Consider the following 23,300-nt stretch of genomic DNA (forward strand, 5'->3'; position numbering starts at 1 on the left):
GTGAATGACGGACTTGGCGACTCCAGTTCCTGCTGATAACCTGCCGTGTCCGTATCCGGGAGAGGGAACCCATGCCTTTGTCCACCATCGTGATTGTCTTCGGAGCCTGGCTGGTTCTTCTGGGGCTTACCGTTGGAATCCGCCTGCGCACCCGTCGCGAGCGCCGCCCATGACCGGATCGGGCTGGCTCCTGGCCGGGGTCGGGTTCTATCTCGCGGCCATTCTCACCGTCGGGATCGTGACCTGGCGGAAGATGCGCTCCTTCGACGACTTCGTGCTGGGCGGCCGGAAGCTCTCCCCGTTCACCGCTGCCCTCTCCGAACGGGCCTCCGGCGAGAGCGCATGGTTCCTTCTCGGGCTGCCCGGTGCCGCCTATGCCGCCGGGTTCAGCGAGTTCTGGACCGTCATCGGAAGCGCATTCGGGGTCTTCTTCTCATGGACGCTTCTGGCGCGGCTCCTGAACGCCCAATCCCGCCGCTTCGGTGCGCTGACGCTCCCGGATTATCTGGAGGCGCGCTTCGGAGACACGACGCGCGTGCTGCGAGTCGTGTCGATGGTCATCATCCTCTTCTTCTATACCGCCTATGTGGGGGCTCAGTTCGTGGGCGCGGGGAAGATCCTCAACGCGACCTTCGGGATCGACGCATCCACCGGGATGATCCTGGGTGCGCTGGTCGTCGTGCTCTACACCTTCATGGGCGGGTTTCTGGCGGTCGTGTGGACCGATGTGTTCCAGGGGCTGCTCATGATGCTGGTCGTGGTGATTCTGCCGGTCATGGGGATCTTCGAACTCGGCGGGCTCACGGGCTTTGTGGACGCCGTCGGCGCGAAGGGGCCGGAGTTCCTCACCATGTCCGGCGGGCAGACGGGGCGGGCGCTGCTGTTCGGCGTCATGATCGGCAGCCTGTCGTGGGGGTTCGGCTACCTCGGGCAGCCGCATCTCCTGACGCGCTACATGGCCATCCGCCACGAAGACGAGGTGCGGCAGGGACACACGGTCGCCATGAGCTGGGTGCTGCTCTCCTACTGGGGGGCGGTGTTCGTCGGGCTCGTCGCGATCGGGATTCTCCCGGATGTGGCCGACACGGAGCAGGTCATGCCGCTTCTCGCCATGCGACTTCTCCCGGCGTGGTTTGCCGGGCTTGCCATTGCGGGGGGGATCGCCGCCATGATGTCGACGGCGGACTCCCAGCTTCTCGTCGCCACTTCCGCTCTCGTGGAAGACATCTACGCGCGCATCCTCCGCCCGGGAGCGTCGCAGCGCGTGCTCCTGCTGCTGTCGCGCGGAGCCACGGTCGTGATCGCGCTGGTGGCGCTTCTTCTGGCATTCCGCAATCAGGATCTCATCTTCGACTGGGTGGCCTACGCATGGACCGGGCTGGGTTCCTCCTTCGGCCCGCCGCTCATTCTGGCGCTTCGCTGGCGTGGCACGACCCGACAAGGCGTGCTGGCGGGAATGATCGGGGGCATGGTCTCGACGGTCGCGTGGCGGAATGTCGAGCTGCTGCAGGCAACGCTGGACCTGAAGATCGCGACCTTCCTGATCTCCATGGCGCTGGTGGTTCTCGTGAGTTTCGCCACCGGGAGAGGGAAGCGCGGTGGCGGCATCGTGGATCCGGTCGCCGAGGTGGTGGAATGAGCCGTTCTCCCCGAGCGCTGGCGCTCGTCTCCGGGGGTCTCGACAGCACGCTGGCGATGGCACTCGTCAAGGAGCAGGGCGTGGAGATCGAGGCGCTGAACTTCTCCACCGGGTTCTGCTTCACGGATCACCACCGCGCCATGGACAGCCCGGATCACTCGCTTCGCAACGAGGCTCTCCGCGCCGGTGCGGATCTCGGGATTCCGGTGACCCTGATCGACATCTCCAGGGAGTACTTCGACGAGGTGCTCCTCCATCCGAAGCACGGATACGGCGCGAACATGAATCCGTGTCTCGACTGCCGGTCCTACATGCTCGCCAAGGCGGCCGACTACATGAAGAAGACCGGGGCGGACTTCGTCTTCACGGGAGAAGTGCTGGGCCAGCGGCCGAAGTCCCAGTACCGGCAGGCGCTCATGATCGCGGCAAAGGAGTCGGGGCTCGGCGATCGACTGGTGCGCCCGCTGTCCGCAAAGCTCCTTCCGCCGACGCTTCCGGAAGCGGAAGGCTGGCTGGATCGCGAAAAACTCCTGGGCATATCGGGCCGAAGCCGGAAGGTGCAGATGGCTGAAGTGCAGCGCCTCGGGCTGAATCCGGAGGACATTCCACAACCTGCCGGAGGGTGTTGCTTCCTGACGGATGAGGCCTATTCGCGCAAGCTCCGGGACTGGCTGGACCATCAGGAGAGCCCGGGAGCGGACGCGGAGGCGTTCGTGCTGCTGAAGGTGGGGCGGCATCTGCGTCTTCCCGACGAGGTGAAGGTGGTGATCGGCCGGGACGAATCGGAGAACGCGTTTCTGGCGAACCATCGCCGCGGGCGCTGGGAGTTCTTCGCGCTGGATGCGCCGGGCGCTACGGTGCTGGCGGAGGCTCCGCGTGATCTTCGGTGGGAGGAGATCGAACGCGTGGCGGCCATTACCGCACGGTACGGGCAGGCGCGGGATGCCGCCGCCGTCCGCGTCGGATACCGGGTGCCGCCCGCGTCGGGAACGGAGACGCTCCCGATGGTGGACGAGCGGCCGGTGGAGGAAGTCACGGTCGGGCCCGCCCGGTTGGAGAGCATTGAGGAGTTGCGCATATGAGACGCGCCGCGGCGGTGCTGGCAGCAGGCGTTCTTGCGGGGTGCGGGCAGTCGACCGCGCCCGGAGATCTTGCCGGGTGGAATGTCCTGCTTCTGACGATCGACACCCTCCGCCCGGATCACCTGGGGTTTGCGGGGTATGAGGGGGCCGAGACCCCCGTCCTCGACGGCCTTGCGGAGCGCGGGGTGGTTTTCGAGCGAGCGGTCGCTCCCGCTCCGGTGACGCTGCCGTCCCACGCCACCATCCTCACGGGGAGGTACCCGCCCGCGCACGGCGCGCTGGACAACGCCGTATACACCCTGGCCGAGGGGGTGCCGACCCTCGCGCATCTTCTGCGCGCGCGGGATTACGACACGGCCGCGGTCATCGGCGCGTTCGTGCTGCATCGGCAGTACGGCCTTGCGGACGGGTTCGACCTGTACGACGACCACTTCCGGCGGCCTCGCGATCGCGGGCAGTCCCATCGGGAGCGACCGGCTTCGGAGGTGTCGGGGATTGCGCTCGACTGGCTGCGCAACCGGCCGAATCCGAATCGGCCCTTCTTCCTGTGGGCGCACTACTACGACCCCCACCTGCCGCACCAGCCGCCGGAGTCCTTCCGGGCGCGCTTCCGGGGGCGGCTCTACGACGCGGAGATCGCGTTCACGGACCATTCCATCGGCATGCTGCTCGATGGACTTCGTGACTCCGGGGAACTCGCGCGGACGCTGGTCGTGGTGGTCGCCGACCATGGCGAGGCTTTCGGTGACGGCGGCGAAGCCACGCACGGCCTCCTTCTTCGCGGGGCGACGCTCGACATTCCGTTCGTCCTGGCCGCGCCCGGCGCGCTTCCGGAGGGGCGACGCGTCGAGGGAACGGTCACCTCCGCCGACCTCACCCCGACGGTCCTGGATCTGGTGGGCGCTCCCGTCCCTTCCGGACTGGACGGGCGCTCCCTTCTGGCGGAGATCGGCGGATCCACTTCCGGTGGCCGCCCTGTCTACTCCGAGACGCGTCTTCCGCTGGACCAGTACGGCTGGTCCATGCTCTCCGGCTTCCGCGACGACCGGTGGGCGTGGGTGCGCGCACCGCGCCCGGAGCTGTACGACCTGGACGCGGACCCCGGCGAGACGACCAATCTGGCGGGGACGCTTCCGGATGTCGAAGCCAGGCTCGACGAACTGGTGGAGGCCGTGCTTGCCGGGGAACCCGCCCGGGAGACGCGAAGGCGCCCCTCCGCCGACGAACTGGAGAAGCTCCACGCGCTGGGGTATGTCCTTTCCAGCGACGCCCCCGAGGCCACCGGCGCCGACCCCAAGGACATGCTCGAGGTCTGGAACGGGATCGTCGAAATCCGGGAGCGCGCGCGGGGGGGACTCCAGGAGAGCGACATCGTCCGGGAGGCGACGCGTCTACTGGCGATGGATCCGGGGAATGAAGAGCTGCGGCTCATGCGGGGGCAGGCGCTGGTCGGGGCGGGGCGTGCGGAGGAGGGGCTGGAGGAGCTGGCCGCGCTTCACGCGGAAAACCCGGGACCGGGGCGGATCGGAGCCTTCCGCTCGCGTGCCCTCTCCGACGCGGGGCGTTTCGCCCAGGCCGCGGAGCTGCTGCGGGAGCTGGCGGAGGCGGAGCCGCTGGTCGAGGACCACCCGTACCATCTGGGGCTGACGCTGCGGGAGATGGGGCGTGCGGCGGAGGCGCGGGAGGCGTTTGAAGCCGCCCACCGGCTCAATCCCGACGCGGTGCATGTGCTGGCGAATCTGTCGGTCGAGTTGTCCAGGGTGCCGGGGGAGGAGGCACGCGCCGCCACACTTGCGGAGCGCGCCGTGGCGCTTGCGCCGGGCGACGACCGGGCGCGCGAGAACCTCGCTCGCGTTCTGGGAAACACCGGCCGCACGGCGGAAGCCATGGCCGAGGTGCGGGCGCTCTCCGCGAAGCGCCGCCTCTCGGGGGTGAGCCGAAAGGAACTGGCGGACCTCATGCGGGAACTTGAGCATCCTGCGCAACCCCTTGGAAACGGGGGGCAATCGGAGTAGAATTGAAGATTCTCCACCCGAACCTCAGAGAGTCCGATCATGACCATCTCCACACGCCGAATTCGTGCCGGTTTCCTGCTGCCGGGCGCCGCCCTCCTTCTGCTCTCATTCGCTCCTCCGGAGGATGGCCGCATCTTCACGGTTCGCGAAGTCCAGGAGACCTCCTCTCCGGTGGGTGACTCCCCGCGTGCCGGAGAGACGGTTCGCCTGCGCGGCGTGGTCACGGCGGTCTCTCCGCACGGCCGGTTCTACTATGTTTCCGATCCGGATGGCGGGGCGTGGAGCGGTCTGAAGATTGAGGCCTACTCTCTCGACCGCGTTCCCGGAGAGCAGGTGGTGGTGGACGGCACCGTGACGGAATGGTGGGGAGAAACCCGCCTCCTGCAGGAAGCCGTTCGATCACTGGGAGTCGCCGAACTCCCCGATCCGGCCCCGGTCACCGTGGCGGATCTGCTCCTGGACGGGGAGACCTGGGAAGGCGTCCTCGTGCGGCTGGGCGGCGCGACCGTCACGGACGAAACCAGCCGCTACGGCGAGTACACCGTCTCCGACACCTCGGGCGACGGGGCGATCATCGACGACGAGTTCTTCACTTCCTACATTGCGGACATCGGGGACACCTTCGACTCGATCACCGGGGTCATGGCGTTCGGGTGGTCCAACTTCTGTCTGGAGCCCCGCAGCGACGCGGACCTCACCGGGTGGGTGTCGGTCCGGGATTTCGATGCGGTGCTCACCGTGGAAGCCCGGGACGAGAGTGGGGATTCGCTCCCCGCCCGCGTCGTTCTCACACCGGACAGTGCCTTGCCGGAGCTGGATCTCGGCCCGGAGGACCGCGCGGAGGGTTCGGGGAATACCGCCTACATTCCGCCCGGTGGCGGAGACATCCGGCTCCCTTCCGGAATCTACGATGTCATGGTGTCCCGTGGCCCGGAGTACTCGGTATATGAGGAGCGGGTGGCCGTCTCCCCGGGCGGATCGACGACGGTTCTGGCGACGCTGAAACACGAGGTGGATGTTCCCGGATGGGTGTCGGGAGACTTCCACCTGCACTGCGCTCCCAGCAGCGACACCCCGCTTCCCGTGCCCGGACGCGTGTTGAGCCTCGCGGCCGAAGGCGTCGAGTGGGCCATCGCGACAGACCACAATGTCGTGACGGATTACACGCCGGTGATCGAGGGGCTGGGTCTCACGCAATGGATGACCTCTTCCATCGGGGACGAGATCACCACCCGATCCCCGTCTTTCGGCCATTTCAATGCCTGGCCGCTGGACGCGGGGCGCGTCTCTCCTCCGTACGAGGGCGTGACACCCGAGGAACTCTTCGCGGGCGCGCGCACTCCGTTGAGAGACGAAATCGTGCAGGTGAATCACCCCAGCATTCCCGACTGGGGCAACCAGTACTTCGACATATACGGCGTCAACTCCCATACCGGGGAGCCGGAGAACCCCGGGTGGTCGTGGGACTTCGATGCCATCGAAGTCATGAACGGCGGGTTCATCGAACAGGGCATGAGCAACTTCCGAATCTGGATGCGCTGGCTGAACTCAGGCCGTCGGATTACCGCGACCGGCAACTCGGACTCCCATCACATCGCCTACTCCAATCCTGGGTACCCGAGGAACTTCGTGGCCAGTTCGTCGTTTGGCCCGGGGGACTCCTCCGAAGAGGAACTGGTCGCGGCCGTGCTGGCCGGGAGAGTCTTCGTGAGTTACGGCCCCGTGTTGGACTTCCGGATTGACGGTGAAGGGCTTGGCGAGACGGTGGTTCCCGATTCCAGCGGCCAGGTGGAGATCACCTGCCGGGTGCGCTGCGCCTCCTGGCTCCGCGTGGGGCAGGGCACGATCTACCGCAACGCGGTTCCCGTCCGCACCTTCCCGCTGGCTGCGGATGCCCCGGGCGTTCAGGATATCACCTACACTTGGCACGATCGGCCCGAGGCGGACAGCTGGTATCTGGTCCTGGTCGAAGGGGAAGCGGGGCTGGATCCGGTCGAGCCGAGCGAGTGGTTCCGGCCGCTGGCATTCACGAATCCCATCCGCGTGGATGCGGACCGTGACGGCCAGTTCACGCCCCCTGGGAATGAAGCGCCGGACACGGACATCGGTGCGTTGGATCCGGTGGACGCGGACGGGGTTCCGGTGCGGGCAGGGCAGTGGGTTTCCATCGAAGGATGCGCCACCACCTTGTCCGGGTTCATTCCGTCCGTTCCGGGTCGGTTCTACCTGGACGACGGCACGGGTGGCATCCAGGTGCGCGAAGTGCCGGGCACCCCGACGCTCATCGAGCGGGGAGACATCATCCGGGCGACCGGGATCGTGGGGCACGCGGTGGGGGAGACCTTCCTTCTGGACGCGGACATTCAGGTGGTGAGCGTCGGAGGGGTCTGTCCGCCGCCCATCGATCTGGCCACCGGTTCGGCGGCTTCGCCGGGTGAAGCGCTGGAGGGCCGAGTCGTGAGGATCACCGGAGCGGATGTGACCTCGGGCAGCTGGCCGGTCGGGGGGGCGGAAGGCCTGGTACAGGTGAATGACGGCACCGGAAACGCGCCGCTCTACATTCCAGCGGGTGTGGTGGTGCCTCCGGAGGCGATGGGCATGACAGATCTCACCTTTGCCGCTCTGGTGACTCAGCACGACTTCTCCCCGCCGTACACATCGGGCTACCGACTCACGCTGCGCAACGGCACGGACCTTCTTTCCGGCGGCACCTCCGTCTCCGAACTTCCCGCGCGGACCGCCTTCGGACAGGCGCGTCCCAACCCCTTTCGCGGCATCGTCGAGATTCCCTTCGTGCTCGGGAAGGACCTGACCGCGCCGGCGGATCTGTCCGTCGTGGATGTACAGGGGCGTCGCGTGCGGGACCTGGGCGCCATCCCCCGGGATCAGCCGACGGGCCGGATTCAATGGGACGGGCGGGACCGTCAGGGGCAGACGGTGGCTGCGGGCGTGTACTTTCTCCGGCTTCGGGCAGGTGGGGTAAGGCTGGATCAGAAGATTGTCAAGATACGCTAACACAATAGATTGGCGGGGCCAGATCAAGTGAAGTCGAGGGGTGGGCGGGGGAGTCTCCGGAGGTGGCTGACCGCGGGCGGCACGGCCGTTGTGGCGTTCTTCGGGTTGCCTCTCCCGTGCTGTGGCGTCCCCACTCCGCAGTTTGAGCGCGAGCTGGACACCATCCTCGTGATCGATGGATGGGGACCGGTGGAGCGCGCCTGGTATGGCGGATGGGAGAAGGCTCGGCCGCAGTTCGTGGACATCGATGCGGACGGAGACGCGGATCTTTTCGTGAACGAGGAGGACGGGAAGCTCCGCTTCTATCGCAATACGGGGACCCCCGCCGCGGCGGCCTATTCACTGGTGACAGACGAATACTCCGGCGTCCACCGGTACTTCTGGTCGCGATTCGTGGACATGGATGCCGATGGCGATGCGGACCTCCTGGTGGAGGATCGTCCGCCGGACGGGAGTTCCTCGCTCGGCTTCCTTCTCCACAATACCGGCCCCGCCGAGTCCCCATCCTTCGAAAACCTCTCGGACCATCCGGACGGGCATTGGACGGATGATGCCGGGGTGCCCATCCCGTTCTTTCTGGCCACCCCCGGTTTTGCGGACATCGACCGGGACGGGGACATGGACCTTCTCATGGGGGATGGATCGAATCAGGGGTCCGTCATCCTCTACCGCAACGAGGGCGGGCCGGGCTCCGCGGTCATGCATCGGGAAACGGACAGCTACCAGGACATTTCGATCGTGTTCGGGTCGTGCAATCCGGAGCGCGGCGCATCTCCCGCGCAGACGCCTCCGGGCGGCCGACACGGGTTCATGTTGTTCTCCTTCGAGGACCTGACGGCGGACGGAAACCCGGACCTGTTCGTCGGGGACCAGTTCAATCCGAATGTGTACTTCTGGGAGGGCACGGGGGGGCCGCCGGATCCGGGATTCACCTGTCGTACGGAAGCCTACTTCACCGACGAGTTCGGGCAACCCGCCGTCTATGCGCAGTACATTCTCTCCTCCTTTGCGGATCTTGATGCGGACGGGGATCTCGACGCCGTGCTGGGTGCGGGCACCGGGCACGACGGACTGGTGTACTACGCCAACTTCGGCACGCCGTCTTTCCCGTTCCATCGTCTGGAGTCCGACGACTGGCTTGGTGAGTTCGATCGCGGACAGAACACCTGCCCGGCGGCGGCGGATCTGGATCTGGACGGAGACCCGGACCTTCTGCTCGGGGTGGGGACCGGCCAGCGCGTGGAGTATTACAGCAACGAAGGCTCTGCGGACTCCCCCCTGTACGCCGTCATCAACCCGAGCTGGATTTCGCTTCCCGGAAGCGACTGGGCGGCCCCGGAGGTTGCGGATCTCGATGGGGACGGAGACATGGATGTGTTCGTCGGCACCTCCGAGGGGGGAATCCGGTACTGGAGGAACACCCGCAACGGGCCGGGAGAGCCGCTTCTTGCCGAGGTGACGGATCACCCGGACTTCGGAGACGCCATGGGCTGTCTTTTCGCGGACGCGCTGGATGCTGCGGCGGTTCCGCGTTTTGTGGACCTTGACGCGGACGGGGATCTGGATGTGCTGGTCGGAAGCTGGTCCTTTTCCGAGGAGACCGCCCATCTGGCGTCCTTCCGGAATGTCGGGTCATCCACGGCACCTTCGTTCGAACTGTGGAGTACGGACTTTCACCAGCTCGGTCCTCTCGGGCAGAGTGCCGCTCCGGCCGTCGCCGATCTGGATGCGGACGGCGACCCGGACATTCTGGTCGGTTCCCGCGATGGTGGAATCCTCTTCTTCGCAAACGAGGGGACCTCCGCGCACCCGGCGTTCGCTCCGGCCGGAATGGAACTCTCCGGGCTGGATGTCGGGGCGCGTTCGGTCCCGACCCTTGCGGATCTGGATGCGGACGGAGATCTCGATCTGGTCGTGGGGGAGTCGGGGGGCGGCTGGAACCTCTTCCGCAACTCGATGCCGGAAGATGCTCCGCCTGCGGCCTTCGCGCTGGACACCCCTTCGAACGGAACCTCCGCTGGCGTGCGGGAGCCGGTTCACTTCGCCTGGGAATCCTCGATCGACCCCGACGACCTCACTGAAGCCGTCTACGATCTGCGCCTGGCCGCTTCTCCGGATGCGCCCATCTCGGAGTGGGCTCTTGTGGAGGGACTGACCGACAGCCGGGTCACGCTGGTTCCGTCCCGCGACGGGCCTGCTGGAGCCGAGGAGATCTGGTGGACCGTATGCGCCCGCTCCGGAGAGCGGAACGCTCCCGTCCCCCAGTGGAGGCGTCTCGTCATCGATTCCGTTCCGGTCCTGCCCGACAGCATCTCCGTGGGCTTCCAGCTGGAGAGCCCACGGCCCTCGCCCTTTGCCGCGTCCACCGTGATCCGGTTTGAGACCGCGGACAGACAGCGGGTCCGCCTCACGGTGCTGGATGCGGCGGGAAGGAGAGTGGCGGTTCTGGTCGACGGACTTCGGGGGAGCGGGCCGCACAAGATCGTCTGGGACGGTCGGACTTCCGGTGGCGGGACCGTGGCGCCCGGGGTGTACCTCCTCCGGCTGGAGGCCGGGGGCAAGACCACCACGCGTCGCGTCGTCCGGGTCCGATGACCCGCCCCGACCTGTCCTTCGGGCCGTTTCGGATTCTCGAACGGCACGATCTCCCCGGGGACGCCTTCGACGCCGCGGCAAAGGAGCGGGAATCAGGCCGCGAAGTGCGCCTCTGGGCCGGAATCCCCGGGAGCGCCGAACCGCGCCAGGGGCGGCCGCACCCGGATGAGGTTCGCGCGGGGTTGTCGCGCGTGTATCACTCGTCCCTGCCGAAGGTCCTGCGAACGGAGACCATCGAAGAGCGGGCGGTACTCGTTCTGCAGCCCTGTCGTGGGCGCACGCTGTCGGAGGTGCTGGCCGAAGCCCCCCCGGTGGACCCTCTGCGCGCCCTGTCGATCGTGGAGTCGCTCGGGGCTGCTCTGGCGAAGGCCCATCGGGCGGGGTTCTGCCACGGGCATCTGGACGAAGACGCGGTGCTTCTTGACGAGGGCGGGAAGACGATGCTCCTTCGTGTCGGATGGTGGCCGTTTCTCGGGAGCCGCCCGCCTCTCGCGCCCGAGGACCTCGGCGGAGGAGAGCCGAGGCCTTCCGCGGATGTCTTTGCGCTGGCCAGACTGCTCGCCCGGCTCCTTCTTCCCGAAGATCCCTGCGGCACCGGAGAGGCGGCTCTCCGCGCCTGTTCAGAGGGCCCGGACCCGGCCGTGATGCCGACTCACCTCCCTGAGGGGCTCCGCCGTTTCCTCGCTCGGGCGCTCCTGCCCGTCCCGAACCAGCGCATCGCAAGGGCGGACGAACTCACCGGCGACCTGCGCGTGATTCGGGCCTCCTGGGCGTCTCTGGCCACGGATTCGGCCTCCCGCGGCGGTTGGAAGGCCTCTCTGCCGCGCTGGCTGTCGCCCGGAAAAGGCCGTTGAAGGCGGATTTCCGTGTTGACTCCCCTCGCCTCCTGTCCCCATGATCGGCCCCGAAAGGGCCATTCAGGCCATCTTTGATCCCGGAAGAGCCCCGAATCACAGGGGCAATCAGGAGAAATCCACATGGCAGACACTCTTGTTGTCCAGTCGAAGATTCGTGAGCTCATCAAGGAGCAGGGCTGTTCCACGAGCCAGGACGCCGTCGACAAGCTCTCCTCGGAAGTGACCCGAGTCGTCATGAAGGCCGTGGAGCGGACGAAGGCGAACGGTCGGAAGACCGTCAAGGGGTCCGATATCTAGTCTGACCGAGGCCTGGGAGTGTCTTTCGGGGGGTGTGGCAAGTCCGCGCCCCCCGTCTTTTGTGCATTCTCCCCGCACAGCTGTCCACAGGCGGCCGAGATATCCGGCCCCATGCTCCAGCGAACCGTGACTGCCGGGGATCCCGGAAGAAGGATGGTTGCGAACTCATCCACCCGAGCCCGATCCGGACGCTTCAGTTCCGGAGAGGCTCCCGGATTGTAGGGGATGAGGTTCACCTTGAAGGGGCCGTTCCGGACCAGCGCCATGAGCCGCTTCGCATCCGCATCCGAGTCGTTGATGCCGCGAATGAGAACATACTCCACCGTCACCCGGCGTTTCGTGTCCCGGGCGTAGGCGGCTGCCGCTTTCATGAGATCCGGAATGGGTGTCCGCGCCGCACGGGGCATGATCCGGGCGCGGACCTCCTCGGTGGTCGCGTTCAGCGAGATGGCCAGCCCGACCCCGACCCCGGACGCAGCCAGTTTCCTGATCCCGGGCAGAACCCCCGCGGTGGAGATCGTCAGCCGCCTCGGGCCGAAGTTGAGCCCGAGCGGTGACTGAAGAATGCGCAGTGCCCGCAGCAGCGCGTCGACATTGTGGAGCGGCTCTCCCATGCCCATGAAGACAATGTTCGTCCGGATCTTCCGGTCCCGGACTCTTCGCCACAGCGGCAGTATCTGACCCAGGATCTCGTGCTGATTCAGGTTCCGCTCAAAACCCATCCCCGCCGTCTGGCAGAACACGCAGTCGAGTGTGCAGCCGACCTGCGTGGACACGCAGAGCGTGATTCGGCGCGCTGCCGTCATGAGCACGGATTCCACCGAAGCACCGTCCTCCAGCCGGAAGAGGAACTTCTCGGAGCCATCGACCTTCGACACCCGGTGGGCGGCCGTCGTCAGCTCATCCAGACGAAACCGGCGGTCGAGTTTCGCTCTCAGGTCCAGCGAAAGATCGGTCATCTCGTCGAAGGAGGTGGCGGTCCGGTCGAAGAGCCACCGGGCGATCTGGCGAAATCGGTACTCCGGGAGTCCGAGACCGGAGACGGCCGCCTGCAACTCCGCCAGGGACAGCGAACGGAGGTCGGGTCGGGGGCTGAGAGCGGGCTCGGAAATCACAGGATTGAATCCGTTGCGCAAGAGGTGCGGAGACACTTATTCTGGAACCGGGAACGGGCGCGGAGCGTATCGGATCCCGGGGGGGGGCTCAAGCCGATTCCCCGGGTGGGCGGATGCTTCCCGGAGGTGGAACCATGGGGCGCTGGAAGACGGGTACTTGGGTGGCGTCCGGGGTGATTTCGGCGTGCCTGGCCCTCCTGCAGGGGGCTTGCGGCCCCTCGTCCGCGCCGCCGTCCACCGGGGCCACCCTTCGCCCGGCCCCGGTGGACTCTTCGGACCCCTACGCTCGCCTTCAGGCCCAGCTGGCCTCCCTGCGGGTCTCCGGCAAGGTGGCGACCAGCACCGGTCTCCTCCTCCCCGAGAGAATCCGGATCGAGGTCCGCAGCGAGATCTGCGTGGAGACGCGCCGTCCCGGGGCCCGGTTCTGGGCGATGGACTTCGACACCTGCTTCGTCTACTCCGCGATCGATACGGTGGATTCCACCGGGATGTACCAGGTCAGCGTCCCCTGCATCGATGCCGACAGGGACTACGAGGCTTCCACGCCCCGGATGGACTATCGCCTCGTTCCGCGGGGGCCGGTCACTTTTCTCGCGGAGTCCGACGCGGGGTGGCGCCATCAGGAGACCTTCACCTCCTCACGGAACCAGCGGCGGGATCTCAAGCTGACGCTGCATACCGAGACCTTCTTCGTGGTTCATGACCAGGCGGCCATCGTGGCCAGCCCGGAGCCGGGGGCCGCGGTCCTCCAGGTGCTTCGCTTCGGCGGGGCGGTGGAGGTGATCCGGTTTCACCAGGGTTGGGCTGAGTGCCTCCTGCCGGACCGGATCGGATGGATCGCCATGCGTGGCCTCGGGACGGAACGGGAGGTGCGCGACCTGGCGCCCTTCCGGGGAAAGCCGAGGATTGAGAAGGCGGAGTAACCCCACGCTCAACCGGGATGCGTCGCCCGGCGGGGGGTGCCTTCCACGAGGTCGGGGTTCTCCCGCACGGGCGTCGCCTCACACCCGGCCAGCGGCAAACGCACGGTGAAGCGCGCGCCGTTTCCCGGTTCGCTCTCCACATCGATCTGACCGCCGTGCCCTTCCACCACCCGATGGCAGACCGCGAGGCCGAACCCGTGCCCGTCGGCCTTCGTCGTAAAGTGCGGATCGAAGATCCTCTCGCGCACCGAGTCCGTCATCCCGATGCCGCGGTCGATCACCGTCGCCCAGGCGAAGCCGTCGCGCTCGAAAGTCTCCACGACGACCGCTTCGTCGGTCCGGCCCGCCGCTCTTGTGGCGTCCGCGCCGTTGCCCAGGAGATTGAGGAACACCTGCTGGATCTGCTGGTCGTCGGCGTGAATCGTGAGGGGGGACGGGTGGAGCGCTGGTTCGAATCGGATTCCGTCCTGGCGGCCGCACGGACCGAGGAACGAGATGGTCCGTTCCACGATTCCGTTCAGATCGGTATTGACCGGATGGCTTCCCCGCCGCGCGGAGTCGAGCAGCCCGTCGGTCAGGACCCGCATCCTGGAAATCTGCCGGGCAATGGTGCGTGCGTTCTCGACGACGGCTTCCTGTCGGCCGCGGGAAAGCGCCATCGGGATCAGCTCCGCCCGCCCCCCGATGGCGGAAAGGTAGTTGTTCAGTTCGTGCCCGATCTCACCCGCCATTTCCCCCATGGCGGACAAGCGCTGGGACCGCACCAACCGTTGCTCCATGGCCTTGAGCTTCGTGATATCCCGCGTCACCTGGATGAGTCCTGCCGCCTCTCCCCCCGCGTCGTGCAGGAACGCGTGAGTCACGAGGAGGTCCCGCCGTTCGCCCGCCGGAGTTCGCTCCTCCGTCTCGTACGATTCCGGCCCGTCGCGGAGCATCCGTGCGATCGACGCCGCGTTGCGGTCCGGGTCCCGGGTGAAGTCCCCGATGTCCCGCCCGGAGATCAAGTCCGGATTCTCGCCGAAGATCTCCCGCGTGTGTGTGTTCGCCGAGATGATCGTCCCATCCAGATCCGCCACGAGGATGCTCTCGTCGACGCTCTCCAGGATGGTGGACAGGTGGTTCTTCGTCTCCACGATCTCCCGCGTCTTCTCGGCGACGCGCTGCTCCAGGTCACGATTCCAGCGCGCCTGATTCTCGCGGGCCTGACGCAACCCCGCGGCCATTCTCGAGAAGGAAGCGGTGAGCGTGCCGATCTCGTCGCGGGATGCGGAGACGGGAGTTGCGGAGTAGTCGCCGTGCGCGATTCTCTCGGCAGCGCGCGCAAGGCCGCGAATCGGCGCGACGATTCTCCCCACGAGCAGGGCCGTGGCCGCGGCTGCCGCCAGCGCCAGTCCCAGCGCGACGGGGATGACGCGCCTTCGGAGTTCGTCCCGTCGGGCGTCGAAGCGCGCCAGCGAAGTGATGATCCGCACGGCGCCGATCGTCTCCGGGTTTCCCGGAGATGAAACGACCGGCGTCACCGCGTCCAGCACCCGGATCCTCCCGATCGAACGGAGTGTTCGGGACGCGGGCGAGCGAACCACCTCCGCACCGGCCGGGTGAGTGGCGAGAAGCGCTTCCATGCCGTCCGTGAGCGGAGCTGTCCGCCGGGCGATCTCCCCCTCCACGCCGACCACGGATGCGTGAAGTACAGTCGGTTCGCGGAAGATGGCCGAGAACGGCCCGGAGAGCGAAGAGGGGTCGCCCTCCTGTACGCCGCGCACGGAAAGCCGCGCCAGGAGGTCGCTCGACGAGTCGGTTCGCCGCATCAGGTCGTCGAGGTTGATGCCTTCGAGATGGTGGAAGAACGCTCCGGAAAGCAGGAACGCCGCGATCAGCACCCCGGCGGCCGCCGTGAGCGCGGCCTTGGAGCTGAGTCGCGGGAAGTCCGTTGCGGTGAACTTCTGTGAACTCAAGAGCGAACCCCCTTGGGGACTGTGAACGGCCAGACCCGGACGAAGGGCACACGCGCCCGGCGCCGGTCGGGAATCCCTTGGAGGGGAAGACAGGAGACCCCTATAGTTCCGTCCTTACCGTTGGGTTTCGGCGAAATCCGGGTCGCTCTTGATCGGGATCTCTTTCGCGTGCTGGAGGGGCTGTGAGCGGGGATTCGGCGTCGTCCGGGGAGGTGGTCGATGCTCGGGGGCTTCTGTGCCCGCTTCCCGTGATTCGGCTGGCGGAACGGTTCGACGATCTGCCCGCGGGGGAGGGGATGGACCTGCTCGCCGACGACCCGGCCGCGGAGGACGATGTCCGGCTCTGGTGCCGGGGGCGCGGGTACACCGTGGAGAGCGTGAGTCGCGAAGGGCGAACCGTTCGGATCCGGGTGCGAAAGTCCGGGTGAGGTGGTAGTCTCCTCCGCCGGGCGCCCAGTCGATCGGACAGCAGGCGCGGCCAACGACGCACCCTTCTTGCGGAGAACCCCATGACGAGCCATTCCTTCCCCGGGCGGGGGAAAGTCGCGGTCCTGAAGACGCATCCGGACACCGTTCTCGAGGACTATGCGCGCCTCATGGAGATGGCCGGGTTCCGCGATGCCCTGGTGCCGAGCGTGGAGACGCTGCTCAAGATCAACATCTCCTGGGCCACCTGGTTCCCCGCCTGCTCGACGGCGCCCTGGCAGCTGGAGGGCGCCATTCTCGCGCTGCGAGAGGCCGGATACGACCAACTCACCGCCGCCCACAACAAGACCGTGGTGGTGGACGCATATGTCGGAGAACGCAACAACGGGCACAAGGCGGTCGTGGACCGGCACGGCGTGAAGAATGTCCACCTCTACGAGCCGTACTGCGAATGGGAAGTGTACGAACCGCGCGCGGAGATGCTCGTCTTGAACGACATCTTCCCGGAAGGGATTCGTATTCCGAAGCTGTTCCACGGCAAGAACATCGTGCATTTCCCCACGGTGAAGACGCATGTGTTCACCACCATTACCGGCGCGATGAAAAACGCGTTCGGCGGGCTGCTCAGTGAGAAGCGGCATTGGACGCACTCGGTGATTCACGAGACGGTCGTGGATCTGCTGGCCATCCAGCAGGAAATCCACGCGGGCATCTTCGCGGTGATGGACGGGACCTTCGCGGGCAATGGCGCCGGTCCGCGCGCGATGGTGCCGGTCGAGAAGGATGTGATTCTGGCATCGGCCGATCAGGTGGCGATCGATGCGGTATCCGCACGCATGCAGGGCTTCGACCCCATGTCCCTCCGGTTCATTCGTCTGGCGCACGAGCGTGGTCTCGGGGTGGGAGACCCGAAGGACATTGAGATCGTCGGCCACGACATTTCGCTGGAAGACTGGGGATTCGTTCAGGAAGAGACTTTCGCGTCGAAGGGGCAGAAGCTGATCTACCACGGACCGCTGAAGCCGCTGGAGAATGTCCTGCTTCGTTCGCCCATTGTCCCATGGTCCTATGCGGCGTCCCGCATCTACCACGATCTGTACTGGTACCCCTTCGTCGGAAAGAAACGCGTGGAGTGGGGACTCGGGACGAAGTGGGGCAAGCTCTTCCGGACCTACTGACCGGGGGGTTCCGCCATGGCAGATCTTTGTGCGCTGGCTATCGGGGGTTCCGACTCCAGCGGCGCGGCGGGTCTCGTGGAGGATCTTCATGCGTTCCGGTGCGGGCGCGTCCGGGGAGCCATCGCTGTCACCGCCGTCACCGCCCAGGGAGCCGAAGGCGTGGTTGCCGTGCATCCGGTTCCGCCCGAAGTGGTGCGTGCGCAGATCGACGCGTGCCTGAAGTCGCTTCCCGTTCGTGCCGCCAAGACCGGAATGCTTCTGGATCGCGGGATTGTGGCCGAAGTGGCGGACGCCTTCGTGAGGGGGGAGTCTGTGCCCCTGGTGGTGGACCCCGTGCTGGAATCGACATCCGGGCACGCGCTCCTGGACACCGGGGGGCTGGCTGAGTTGCGAACGCGGCTCCTTCCCGTCGCGACGATCGTGACCCCCAATGTGCCGGAGGCCACGGCGCTGACGGGGCTTCCCATCGGCGACGAGGCGGGGATGGAACGCGCCGGCCGGGCCATGCTCGATCTCGGCTGCCGGGCGGTTCTTGTCAAAGGAGGGCACCTTCCGTCCGGGCCGTGCGTCGATCTCCTGATCCGGCCCGAAGCGGAGACGGTGCGCTTCTCCTCCCCCCGGCGCCCGGGCCCGACCCGCCGGGGGTCCGGGTGCTTTCTTGCGTCCGGGATTGCGGCGGGGATCGCCCACGGGCTGGAGCTTCCGGCGGCGGTCGAGCGCGCCCGCCAGGCGTTGAAATCCTCCGGAAACCCTCACGAAGAGCCCCACAAGAGCCGATTCATCCACTGAGAGTCCGCGATTTCCCGCGCCTTCCAGGAGGATGAAGCATGAGAGGCACCCGCACGCACTTCTCCGTGCCGGTCGTTGCGTTCCTGAGCCTGTGGGTAGCGGTTGCGTCTGCCGCCTCGCCGGTTCCCTCGATGGACGGAGTGCGCGGGATGTTCCGCATTCACGCCGCGGATTCCGCCATTCCCGGCACAGCAACCGCCACCTTCACCGGGCTGTACACGCAGGAGTGGTACTCATCGGTCGCCTCCCCCCGGGGGCGATCCGAACGGGCGCGGCTCGGGGCGGGTCTCCTCGGGCTGGGGTACGCGGTGTCGCCGTCGCTGGAGCTGGGATTCCGTGCTTCCGTGGAAAGCCAGCAGGTGGTTGCCCGGGACTCGGACGACGAAGCCAGCGCGCTCGGCGTGGGAGCGTATGAGGCTCACTTGAAGCATCGCCTTCTCTCTTCGCGATCCGGTGCCTGGAGCCTGGGCGCGGGGGTGTCGGTGGGGACCGCTTCCGGCAATGGGCGCGCGCTCCTTGGCGAGTGGGATCGGTCCGGCGTGGACCTGACAGGGCGGCTGGCGCTGACCCTCGCGCCGCCCCGGGGAAGCCGCGGAGCCGGGGCGCGCGTCCACATGAACGCCGGCTATCGAAGCGGTACCGGCGGGTTCGATGAAACCGCGCAGCCGGCCATCAATCCGGGTGACACGCCCTCCCGACTGGTGCCCCACGGCGATCGCTTTCTATACGGGGTGGGCATGGAGATCCCCGGCCCGGGGGGCTTCGACTTCCTCGCCGAATGCACGGGCGAATACGATGTGAACGAATCCGAAGCACTCCCCGTCCATTCCATGAGGATCACCCCGGCGGTTCGATGGACACAGGCGGTCGGGCTCTTCGCCTGGACGGCGGGAGTGGATGTCCGTCTCTCGGAGGAAGGTTCCGGCCCGGACTGGCAGGCGGTCACGAGCTTCGCCTTCGGGAGCCACCTGGCCCCGCTGTCCGGAGTGCTCCTGGGCTCTGTGCGCCACGGGGAGACGGGGGATCCGGTGCCGGGGGTGCGGATTGTCGCGCGCAACCGGGACACGCCGCCGACCTGGTCGGACGAGGACGGGAGGTTCCGGCTGGACATCCGCGAGGGGTACACGGTTCTGGAGATGGAGCGCGACGGGTTCGTTCCCCGGACGCGGGTGGTCGAGGCTCCCGCGGGCGGGGAGACGGAAGTCTCCTGTACGATCGTCCCGAGGATGGTCTTTGGTCGCGTCACCGGCCGCGTGCTGGACTCGGAGACAGGCGAACCGCTTCCGGCGCGTGTCGAGGTGGCCGGTGCCGGGAGCTGGGCCGAAGCGGATCCTGAGAGCGGGACCTACGCCATCGAGCGGGTTCGCGAAGGCGATGTGAACCTCATGGCGCGCGCCGAAGGTTATGACGACGCCCACGGGAGTACTCGCGTGGTGGCGGGAGAGTCATCGGCGGAGGATCTCTTCATGCAGCGCACGCAACCCGCGCAGCACACGGAGCGGGAGGTGTCGCTCACCGAAGGCCTGCCAGCCGGAGCGCCGGTCTGGAGAGTCGCGCCGGAGGGGATTCGCTTTGAGTCCGGCACTGCGACGATTCTCCCCGGCACCGTGGCGTCGCTGGAGTCGGTCGCCCGCATGCTGTTGGAGAACGACGGAGTCCATGTCCACATCGAGGGGCACACCGACGACATCGGACCGGCCAATCGGAATCTCGCGCTGTCGCAGCGTCGCGCTGACGCGGTGATGAAGGCTCTGGTGGTGAACTTCGGCGTCGATCCGGATCGCCTCTCGGCGCTGGGCGTGGGGGAGATTGAACCCGTGGAAGACAACTCGTCGCCGGAGAACCGTGCACGGAACCGTCGGATTGAGTTTCGTGTCCGGGGAGGGAGGTCCGCGGAGAGATAACAACCCGTCGTTGCCCTTCCCGGAAGATGGTCTCATAGTGTGAGTTCGCGGCCTCACGGGACCTTCTCAACCGGATCGGTGGTTCATGATCGACCTCTCCAGCCGGTGTCCTTACTCGCGCGCTCTTGAAGCCTCGGCAGGTGGTGTCCGGCTTCGCATGGTGGCTCTGCTTCTCGGGGCCGCGCTCATTCTCCCCGACTCCGCAAGTGCCTACGGATCCCGACTTCCCGAGCTGAATCCGTTTGGCGGGAATGACTACGGATTCTCGATCGGCGGGTATGACCCCCGCGATCCCCAGTTCGACGCGCACGCGTCCCTGGCCTTCCCGGTGGGCATACGCACTCGGCTGCGCGTATGGGAGTGGGTGTGCGTGGAAGCGGAGGGTGCCTACTTTCGCGCTGGTGGACAGGGGCACCCGGCGCTGCCGGTGAGCGCGCTCCCGCGCCTCGACGGACTTCTTGTTCGGTTCATGCTCGAGGCGGCCCCCCGGAGCCGGGGACCGGTTCGGCCCTATGCCGGGGTGGGGCCGGTATTCCTCTCGCTCAGCCGGGATTTTGTGGTCGAGCTTCCGGAGGTTCCGGAGGAGAATGCCATCGCGAGATTCCAGCTCGGGAAGTGGACCCGATTTGATCTCGGGTGGGCGGCCTGTGCCGGAATGGACTTCCGCATGGGGCGCAGACTCTGTCCCTATGTGGAGGCGCGGTATCTCTTCGGCAGCCTCACCGTGGAGGAGGTCCTCTTCGGCCTCTGGAGCCGGTCGCCGGAATCGTTGGGGCTGTCGAACACCTACGACTACTCGGGACCCATGGTGTCAGCGGGTTTGAGGATTCCATTCTGATCTGCTACCGTGAGTGCCTGGAAGCAGGGGAGGACAGAAGAGGATGAAACTCCGTTTCCTCGGTCACTCGGCGTTTCTTGTGGAGACTTCGTCGGGGCGGTCCATTCTGATTGATCCATTCCTGACAGGGAACCCCGTCGCCGTGGCGGGTCCGGAGGATTTCCCCGGAGTGGACCTCGTGCTGGTGACGCACGACCACGAGGATCATCTCGGCGACTCCTTCGACATCTGCAAGCAGACGGGGGCCACGCTGGTGGCCATCTACGAGACGGCTGCGCGTGCGCAGGAAGAGGGCATTGTCGCGGAACCCATGTCCATCGGTGGCGCGATCACGCTCGACGGCCTCGTCATCAACATGGTGAACGCCCAGCACGGCGCGGGGCAGGGGCATGCCGCCGGATTCGTTCTGGAGGTGGATGGGAAGGCACTGTACTTTGCCGGGGACACTGCGCTTTTCGGCGATATGAAGCTGTTTGGCGACCTGTGGGATCTGGACTTCGCCGCGTTGCCGGTAGGGGATCGCTTCACGATGGGGCCAGCCCATGCGGCCATGGCCGTGAAGTTCCTGCGCCCGACGCATGTCGTCCCGACGCACTACGCGACATTCCCGATCATTCTTCCGGATGCGTCGGATTTCGTGAGGCGGGTGGAAGACCTGGCGCAGGTTCATGCGCTGGAACCCGGGCAGTCGATGAGCCTGGACTGAGTCCGATTCGGGGAGGGTGCGAACGCATCCCGCCGGGCCGGTGACGAAGAGGAAGGGGCGAGGGGCGTGGATCTCAGACGGACGGGATTGCGAAGCCGGGTCATTCCGGTGATGGCTCTGGTGGCTCTGGCGGCGGCATCGGTGGCTGACGCCACGACATGGCGAGTTCCGGACGACTTCGCGGTGATCAACAATGCCGTCAACGCGGCGGCCCCCGGGGATTCCATCCTGCTGGCCGGGAACGGGGGGTCCACCTATTTCACGGGCGGCTCCACGCTGGAAATCGACTTCGACCTCACCATTCAGGGCGGGTGGCGCGCGGACTTCGCGGTGCGGGATCCCTCTCTGTACATCTCTGTCGTGCGGGATGAAACCATCGGCAGCACCCGGCCGCTGGTGCGCGTGACGGGACCCTGCTCGGTCGTGCTGGACGGCTTCCGGATCCTCGGAGGCGAGACCGGCATCGAGTCGACGGACGCGGACCTGACCGTTCGGGACTGCGTGACCGAAGACCAGCGAAATACGGACTTCACGACCCCCGGCGGCGGGCTTCGTGTGTCCGGTGGGACGCTCATGATGGAGCGCACGACGGTCCGGGACGCATATGCGGTCGGTGGCGGCGCGGGCATGTCGCTGACCGGGTTGGCGTCGGCCACGCTGTCGGACTGTTCCATTGTCGGCAATCACAGCGCGCTGGCGGGCGCGGGGATTCTGGCGACATCGGTAGCAAGCCTGACGCTCAGCGGAACCACGGTGGCCCGGGACTCGGCGGACACGGAAGCGGGACTGCTTCTCCTGGAAGGGACATCGCTGACCGCCTCCGATTGCGAGTTTGTCGGCGGTCGGAGTTTCCTGGGGAGCTGCATTCGGGTTACGGGTGGAGCGGTTGAGTTTACGGACTGCCGGTTCGATTCCAGCGAGTCGTGGCATGGCGGAGCGATGAGCGTGGAGTCCGCATCTTCTCTGACGCTGCGAGGCTGTTCCTTCGAGGAGAACCGCGCAAGATCTACCGGCGGGGCGATTCGTGTTCAGGAGACCCCCATCGACTTTGAAGACTGCCTGTTCCGTGCGAACCACATGAGCGGGATCGTCCCCAGCATCCCCAGCCGCGGGGGGGCGGTCTGGTCCGTCGGTTGCGACGGGGTCGTGGAGTCGTGCTCGTTTGAGGACGAAGAGTGCACCGATCGCGGGGGGGCGTGGTACCAGACCGGTGGAGAGGTTGCCTTCGAGGAGTGTGACTTCACGGGGAACACGGCGCGTCTCCATGGCGGAGGGATCTACCTGGAAGTGAGCGGAACAGTGACCGCTCACCGGTGTCTTTTCACGGGGAATACGGCAGCGTTCGGCGGGGCTCTGTCGCTGGCCTTTACGGCGGATGCGGCGCTCAGCCAGTGTACGATTGCGGGAAGCGCGGGCAGGATCTCAGGGGCCGGAGTGTACATCGGCACGGGGGCGGACCTCGTTCTCACGGACAGCATTGTCTGCTGTTCGCTCCGCGGCGAAGGAATCACCTGTTCGTCCGGCAGTCTCGACGCGTCCTATTCGAACCTGTTCCACGATCCTGCAGAGAACAACCGTCCGGTCGTGGGAGGAACCTGTCAGAACCCGACCGGCACCTCCGGGAACATCGCAGCCGATCCGCTCTTCTGCGATTCCGCATCCGGCGATTATCGTCTCTCCGCCGGCTCGCCCTGCGTTGGCGCGGCGTCGGGTGGCGGGCGCATGGGATCCGAGGAGATCGGGTGCCCGGCCCCGCGTTCGTCCTCGCTGGAGAGCACAAGCTGGGGTCGCGTGAAGGCGTACTACCGATAAATGGAGCCGGTGCCCGGAGGTGGGTTCTGCTGCGGCTTCGCCAGGCGGCGTCTGGCTGCGTCGCTGGAACGGGATCGATCCTCGACGGGGCCATGGCCCCGCCTCCGGTCGACCCCGCCCCGACTCCTTGCCCGACGCCGCCTGACAAACCCTC

The 23,300-nt window shown here is 66.7% G+C and carries 17 protein-coding genes; 15 read left to right on the forward strand and 2 right to left on the reverse strand.

Annotated features, from left to right (window positions below; all coding sequences use genetic code 11):
- Nucleotides 1–169: 169 nt before the first annotated feature.
- The 7 genes from QF819_03600 to QF819_03630 all read left to right on the forward strand — a co-directional run bounded on the left by QF819_03600 (nucleotide 170) and on the right by QF819_03630 (nucleotide 11,500).
- A complete protein-coding gene (locus QF819_03600; GenBank protein MDP6802246.1) occupies nucleotides 170–1,639 on the forward strand; it encodes a sodium/proline symporter in 1,470 nt (489 codons plus the stop codon).
- Nucleotides 1,636–2,721 carry a 7-cyano-7-deazaguanine synthase gene (locus QF819_03605; protein MDP6802247.1) on the forward strand — a complete coding sequence of 362 codons (1,086 nt, stop codon included), beginning with the start codon at nucleotides 1,636–1,638 and terminating at the stop codon, nucleotides 2,719–2,721. The genes QF819_03600 and QF819_03605 overlap by 4 nt, the downstream gene beginning before the upstream one ends.
- The gene (locus QF819_03610; GenBank protein ID MDP6802248.1) at nucleotides 2,718–4,736 is read left to right on the forward strand and encodes a sulfatase-like hydrolase/transferase; all 2,019 of its coding nucleotides are present in this window, start codon (nucleotides 2,718–2,720) and stop codon (nucleotides 4,734–4,736) included. Before QF819_03605 ends, QF819_03610 begins: the two co-directional genes overlap by 4 nt.
- A gap of 39 nt (nucleotides 4,737–4,775) precedes the next feature.
- A complete protein-coding gene (locus QF819_03615; GenBank protein MDP6802249.1) occupies nucleotides 4,776–7,751 on the forward strand; it encodes a CehA/McbA family metallohydrolase in 2,976 nt (991 codons plus the stop codon).
- Between the two features lie 27 nt (nucleotides 7,752–7,778).
- On the forward strand, nucleotides 7,779–10,346 hold the full coding sequence (locus tag QF819_03620) for an FG-GAP-like repeat-containing protein (GenBank protein MDP6802250.1): 2,568 nt from the start codon (nucleotides 7,779–7,781) through the stop codon (nucleotides 10,344–10,346).
- Nucleotides 10,343–11,200, forward strand: a complete 858-nt coding sequence (locus QF819_03625) for a hypothetical protein (GenBank protein ID MDP6802251.1) — start codon at nucleotides 10,343–10,345, stop codon at nucleotides 11,198–11,200. Before QF819_03620 ends, QF819_03625 begins: the two co-directional genes overlap by 4 nt.
- Before the next feature lie 123 nt (nucleotides 11,201–11,323).
- A complete protein-coding gene (locus QF819_03630) occupies nucleotides 11,324–11,500 on the forward strand; it encodes a hypothetical protein (GenBank protein ID MDP6802252.1) in 177 nt (58 codons plus the stop codon).
- Here QF819_03630 and rlmN read toward each other — a convergent pair.
- Nucleotides 11,497–12,615 carry a 23S rRNA (adenine(2503)-C(2))-methyltransferase RlmN gene (gene rlmN / locus QF819_03635; GenBank protein ID MDP6802253.1) on the reverse strand — a complete coding sequence of 373 codons (1,119 nt, stop codon included), beginning with the start codon at nucleotides 12,613–12,615 and terminating at the stop codon, nucleotides 11,497–11,499. The two genes, QF819_03630 and rlmN, sit on opposite strands and share 4 nt — an antisense overlap.
- A 134-nt stretch (nucleotides 12,616–12,749) precedes the next feature.
- On the opposite strand from rlmN, the gene QF819_03640 reads away from it, so the two are divergent.
- On the forward strand, nucleotides 12,750–13,538 hold the full coding sequence (locus tag QF819_03640) for a hypothetical protein (protein ID MDP6802254.1): 789 nt from the start codon (nucleotides 12,750–12,752) through the stop codon (nucleotides 13,536–13,538).
- Between the two features lie 8 nt (nucleotides 13,539–13,546).
- On the opposite strand, the gene QF819_03645 is transcribed toward QF819_03640, so the two are convergent.
- Nucleotides 13,547–15,493, reverse strand: coding sequence for an ATP-binding protein (locus QF819_03645; GenBank protein ID MDP6802255.1), 1,947 nt, complete (start codon nucleotides 15,491–15,493; stop codon nucleotides 13,547–13,549).
- 182 nt (nucleotides 15,494–15,675) lie between these two features.
- Here QF819_03645 and QF819_03650 point away from each other — a divergent pair, with 182 nt between their 5' ends.
- From QF819_03650 to QF819_03680, 7 genes are all read left to right on the forward strand, one after another.
- On the forward strand, nucleotides 15,676–15,921 hold the full coding sequence (locus tag QF819_03650; GenBank protein ID MDP6802256.1) for a sulfurtransferase TusA family protein: 246 nt from the start codon (nucleotides 15,676–15,678) through the stop codon (nucleotides 15,919–15,921).
- Nucleotides 15,922–16,002: 81 nt separating this feature from the next.
- Entirely contained in the window at nucleotides 16,003–17,097 is a 1,095-nt protein-coding gene (locus QF819_03655) for a DUF362 domain-containing protein (protein MDP6802257.1), read from the forward strand.
- A 15-nt stretch (nucleotides 17,098–17,112) separates the two neighbouring features.
- The gene (gene thiD / locus QF819_03660) at nucleotides 17,113–17,886 is read left to right on the forward strand and encodes a bifunctional hydroxymethylpyrimidine kinase/phosphomethylpyrimidine kinase (GenBank protein MDP6802258.1); all 774 of its coding nucleotides are present in this window, start codon (nucleotides 17,113–17,115) and stop codon (nucleotides 17,884–17,886) included.
- A gap of 38 nt (nucleotides 17,887–17,924) precedes the next feature.
- Nucleotides 17,925–19,790 carry an OmpA family protein gene (locus QF819_03665; GenBank protein MDP6802259.1) on the forward strand — a complete coding sequence of 622 codons (1,866 nt, stop codon included), beginning with the start codon at nucleotides 17,925–17,927 and terminating at the stop codon, nucleotides 19,788–19,790.
- An 85-nt stretch (nucleotides 19,791–19,875) separates the two neighbouring features.
- Nucleotides 19,876–20,628: a hypothetical protein gene (locus QF819_03670; GenBank protein MDP6802260.1), complete on the forward strand. Its 753-nt coding sequence runs from the start codon at nucleotides 19,876–19,878 to the stop codon at nucleotides 20,626–20,628.
- Between the two features lie 43 nt (nucleotides 20,629–20,671).
- A complete protein-coding gene (locus QF819_03675; GenBank protein MDP6802261.1) occupies nucleotides 20,672–21,334 on the forward strand; it encodes a metal-dependent hydrolase in 663 nt (220 codons plus the stop codon).
- Nucleotides 21,335–21,400: 66 nt separating this feature from the next.
- Nucleotides 21,401–23,146, forward strand: a complete 1,746-nt coding sequence (locus QF819_03680) for a right-handed parallel beta-helix repeat-containing protein (GenBank protein MDP6802262.1) — start codon at nucleotides 21,401–21,403, stop codon at nucleotides 23,144–23,146.
- Nucleotides 23,147–23,300: the final 154 nt, after the last annotated feature.

It is taken from the genome of Gemmatimonadota bacterium, assembly GCA_030747075.1.
Classification (GTDB): domain Bacteria; phylum ARS69; class ARS69; order ARS69; family ARS69; genus ARS69.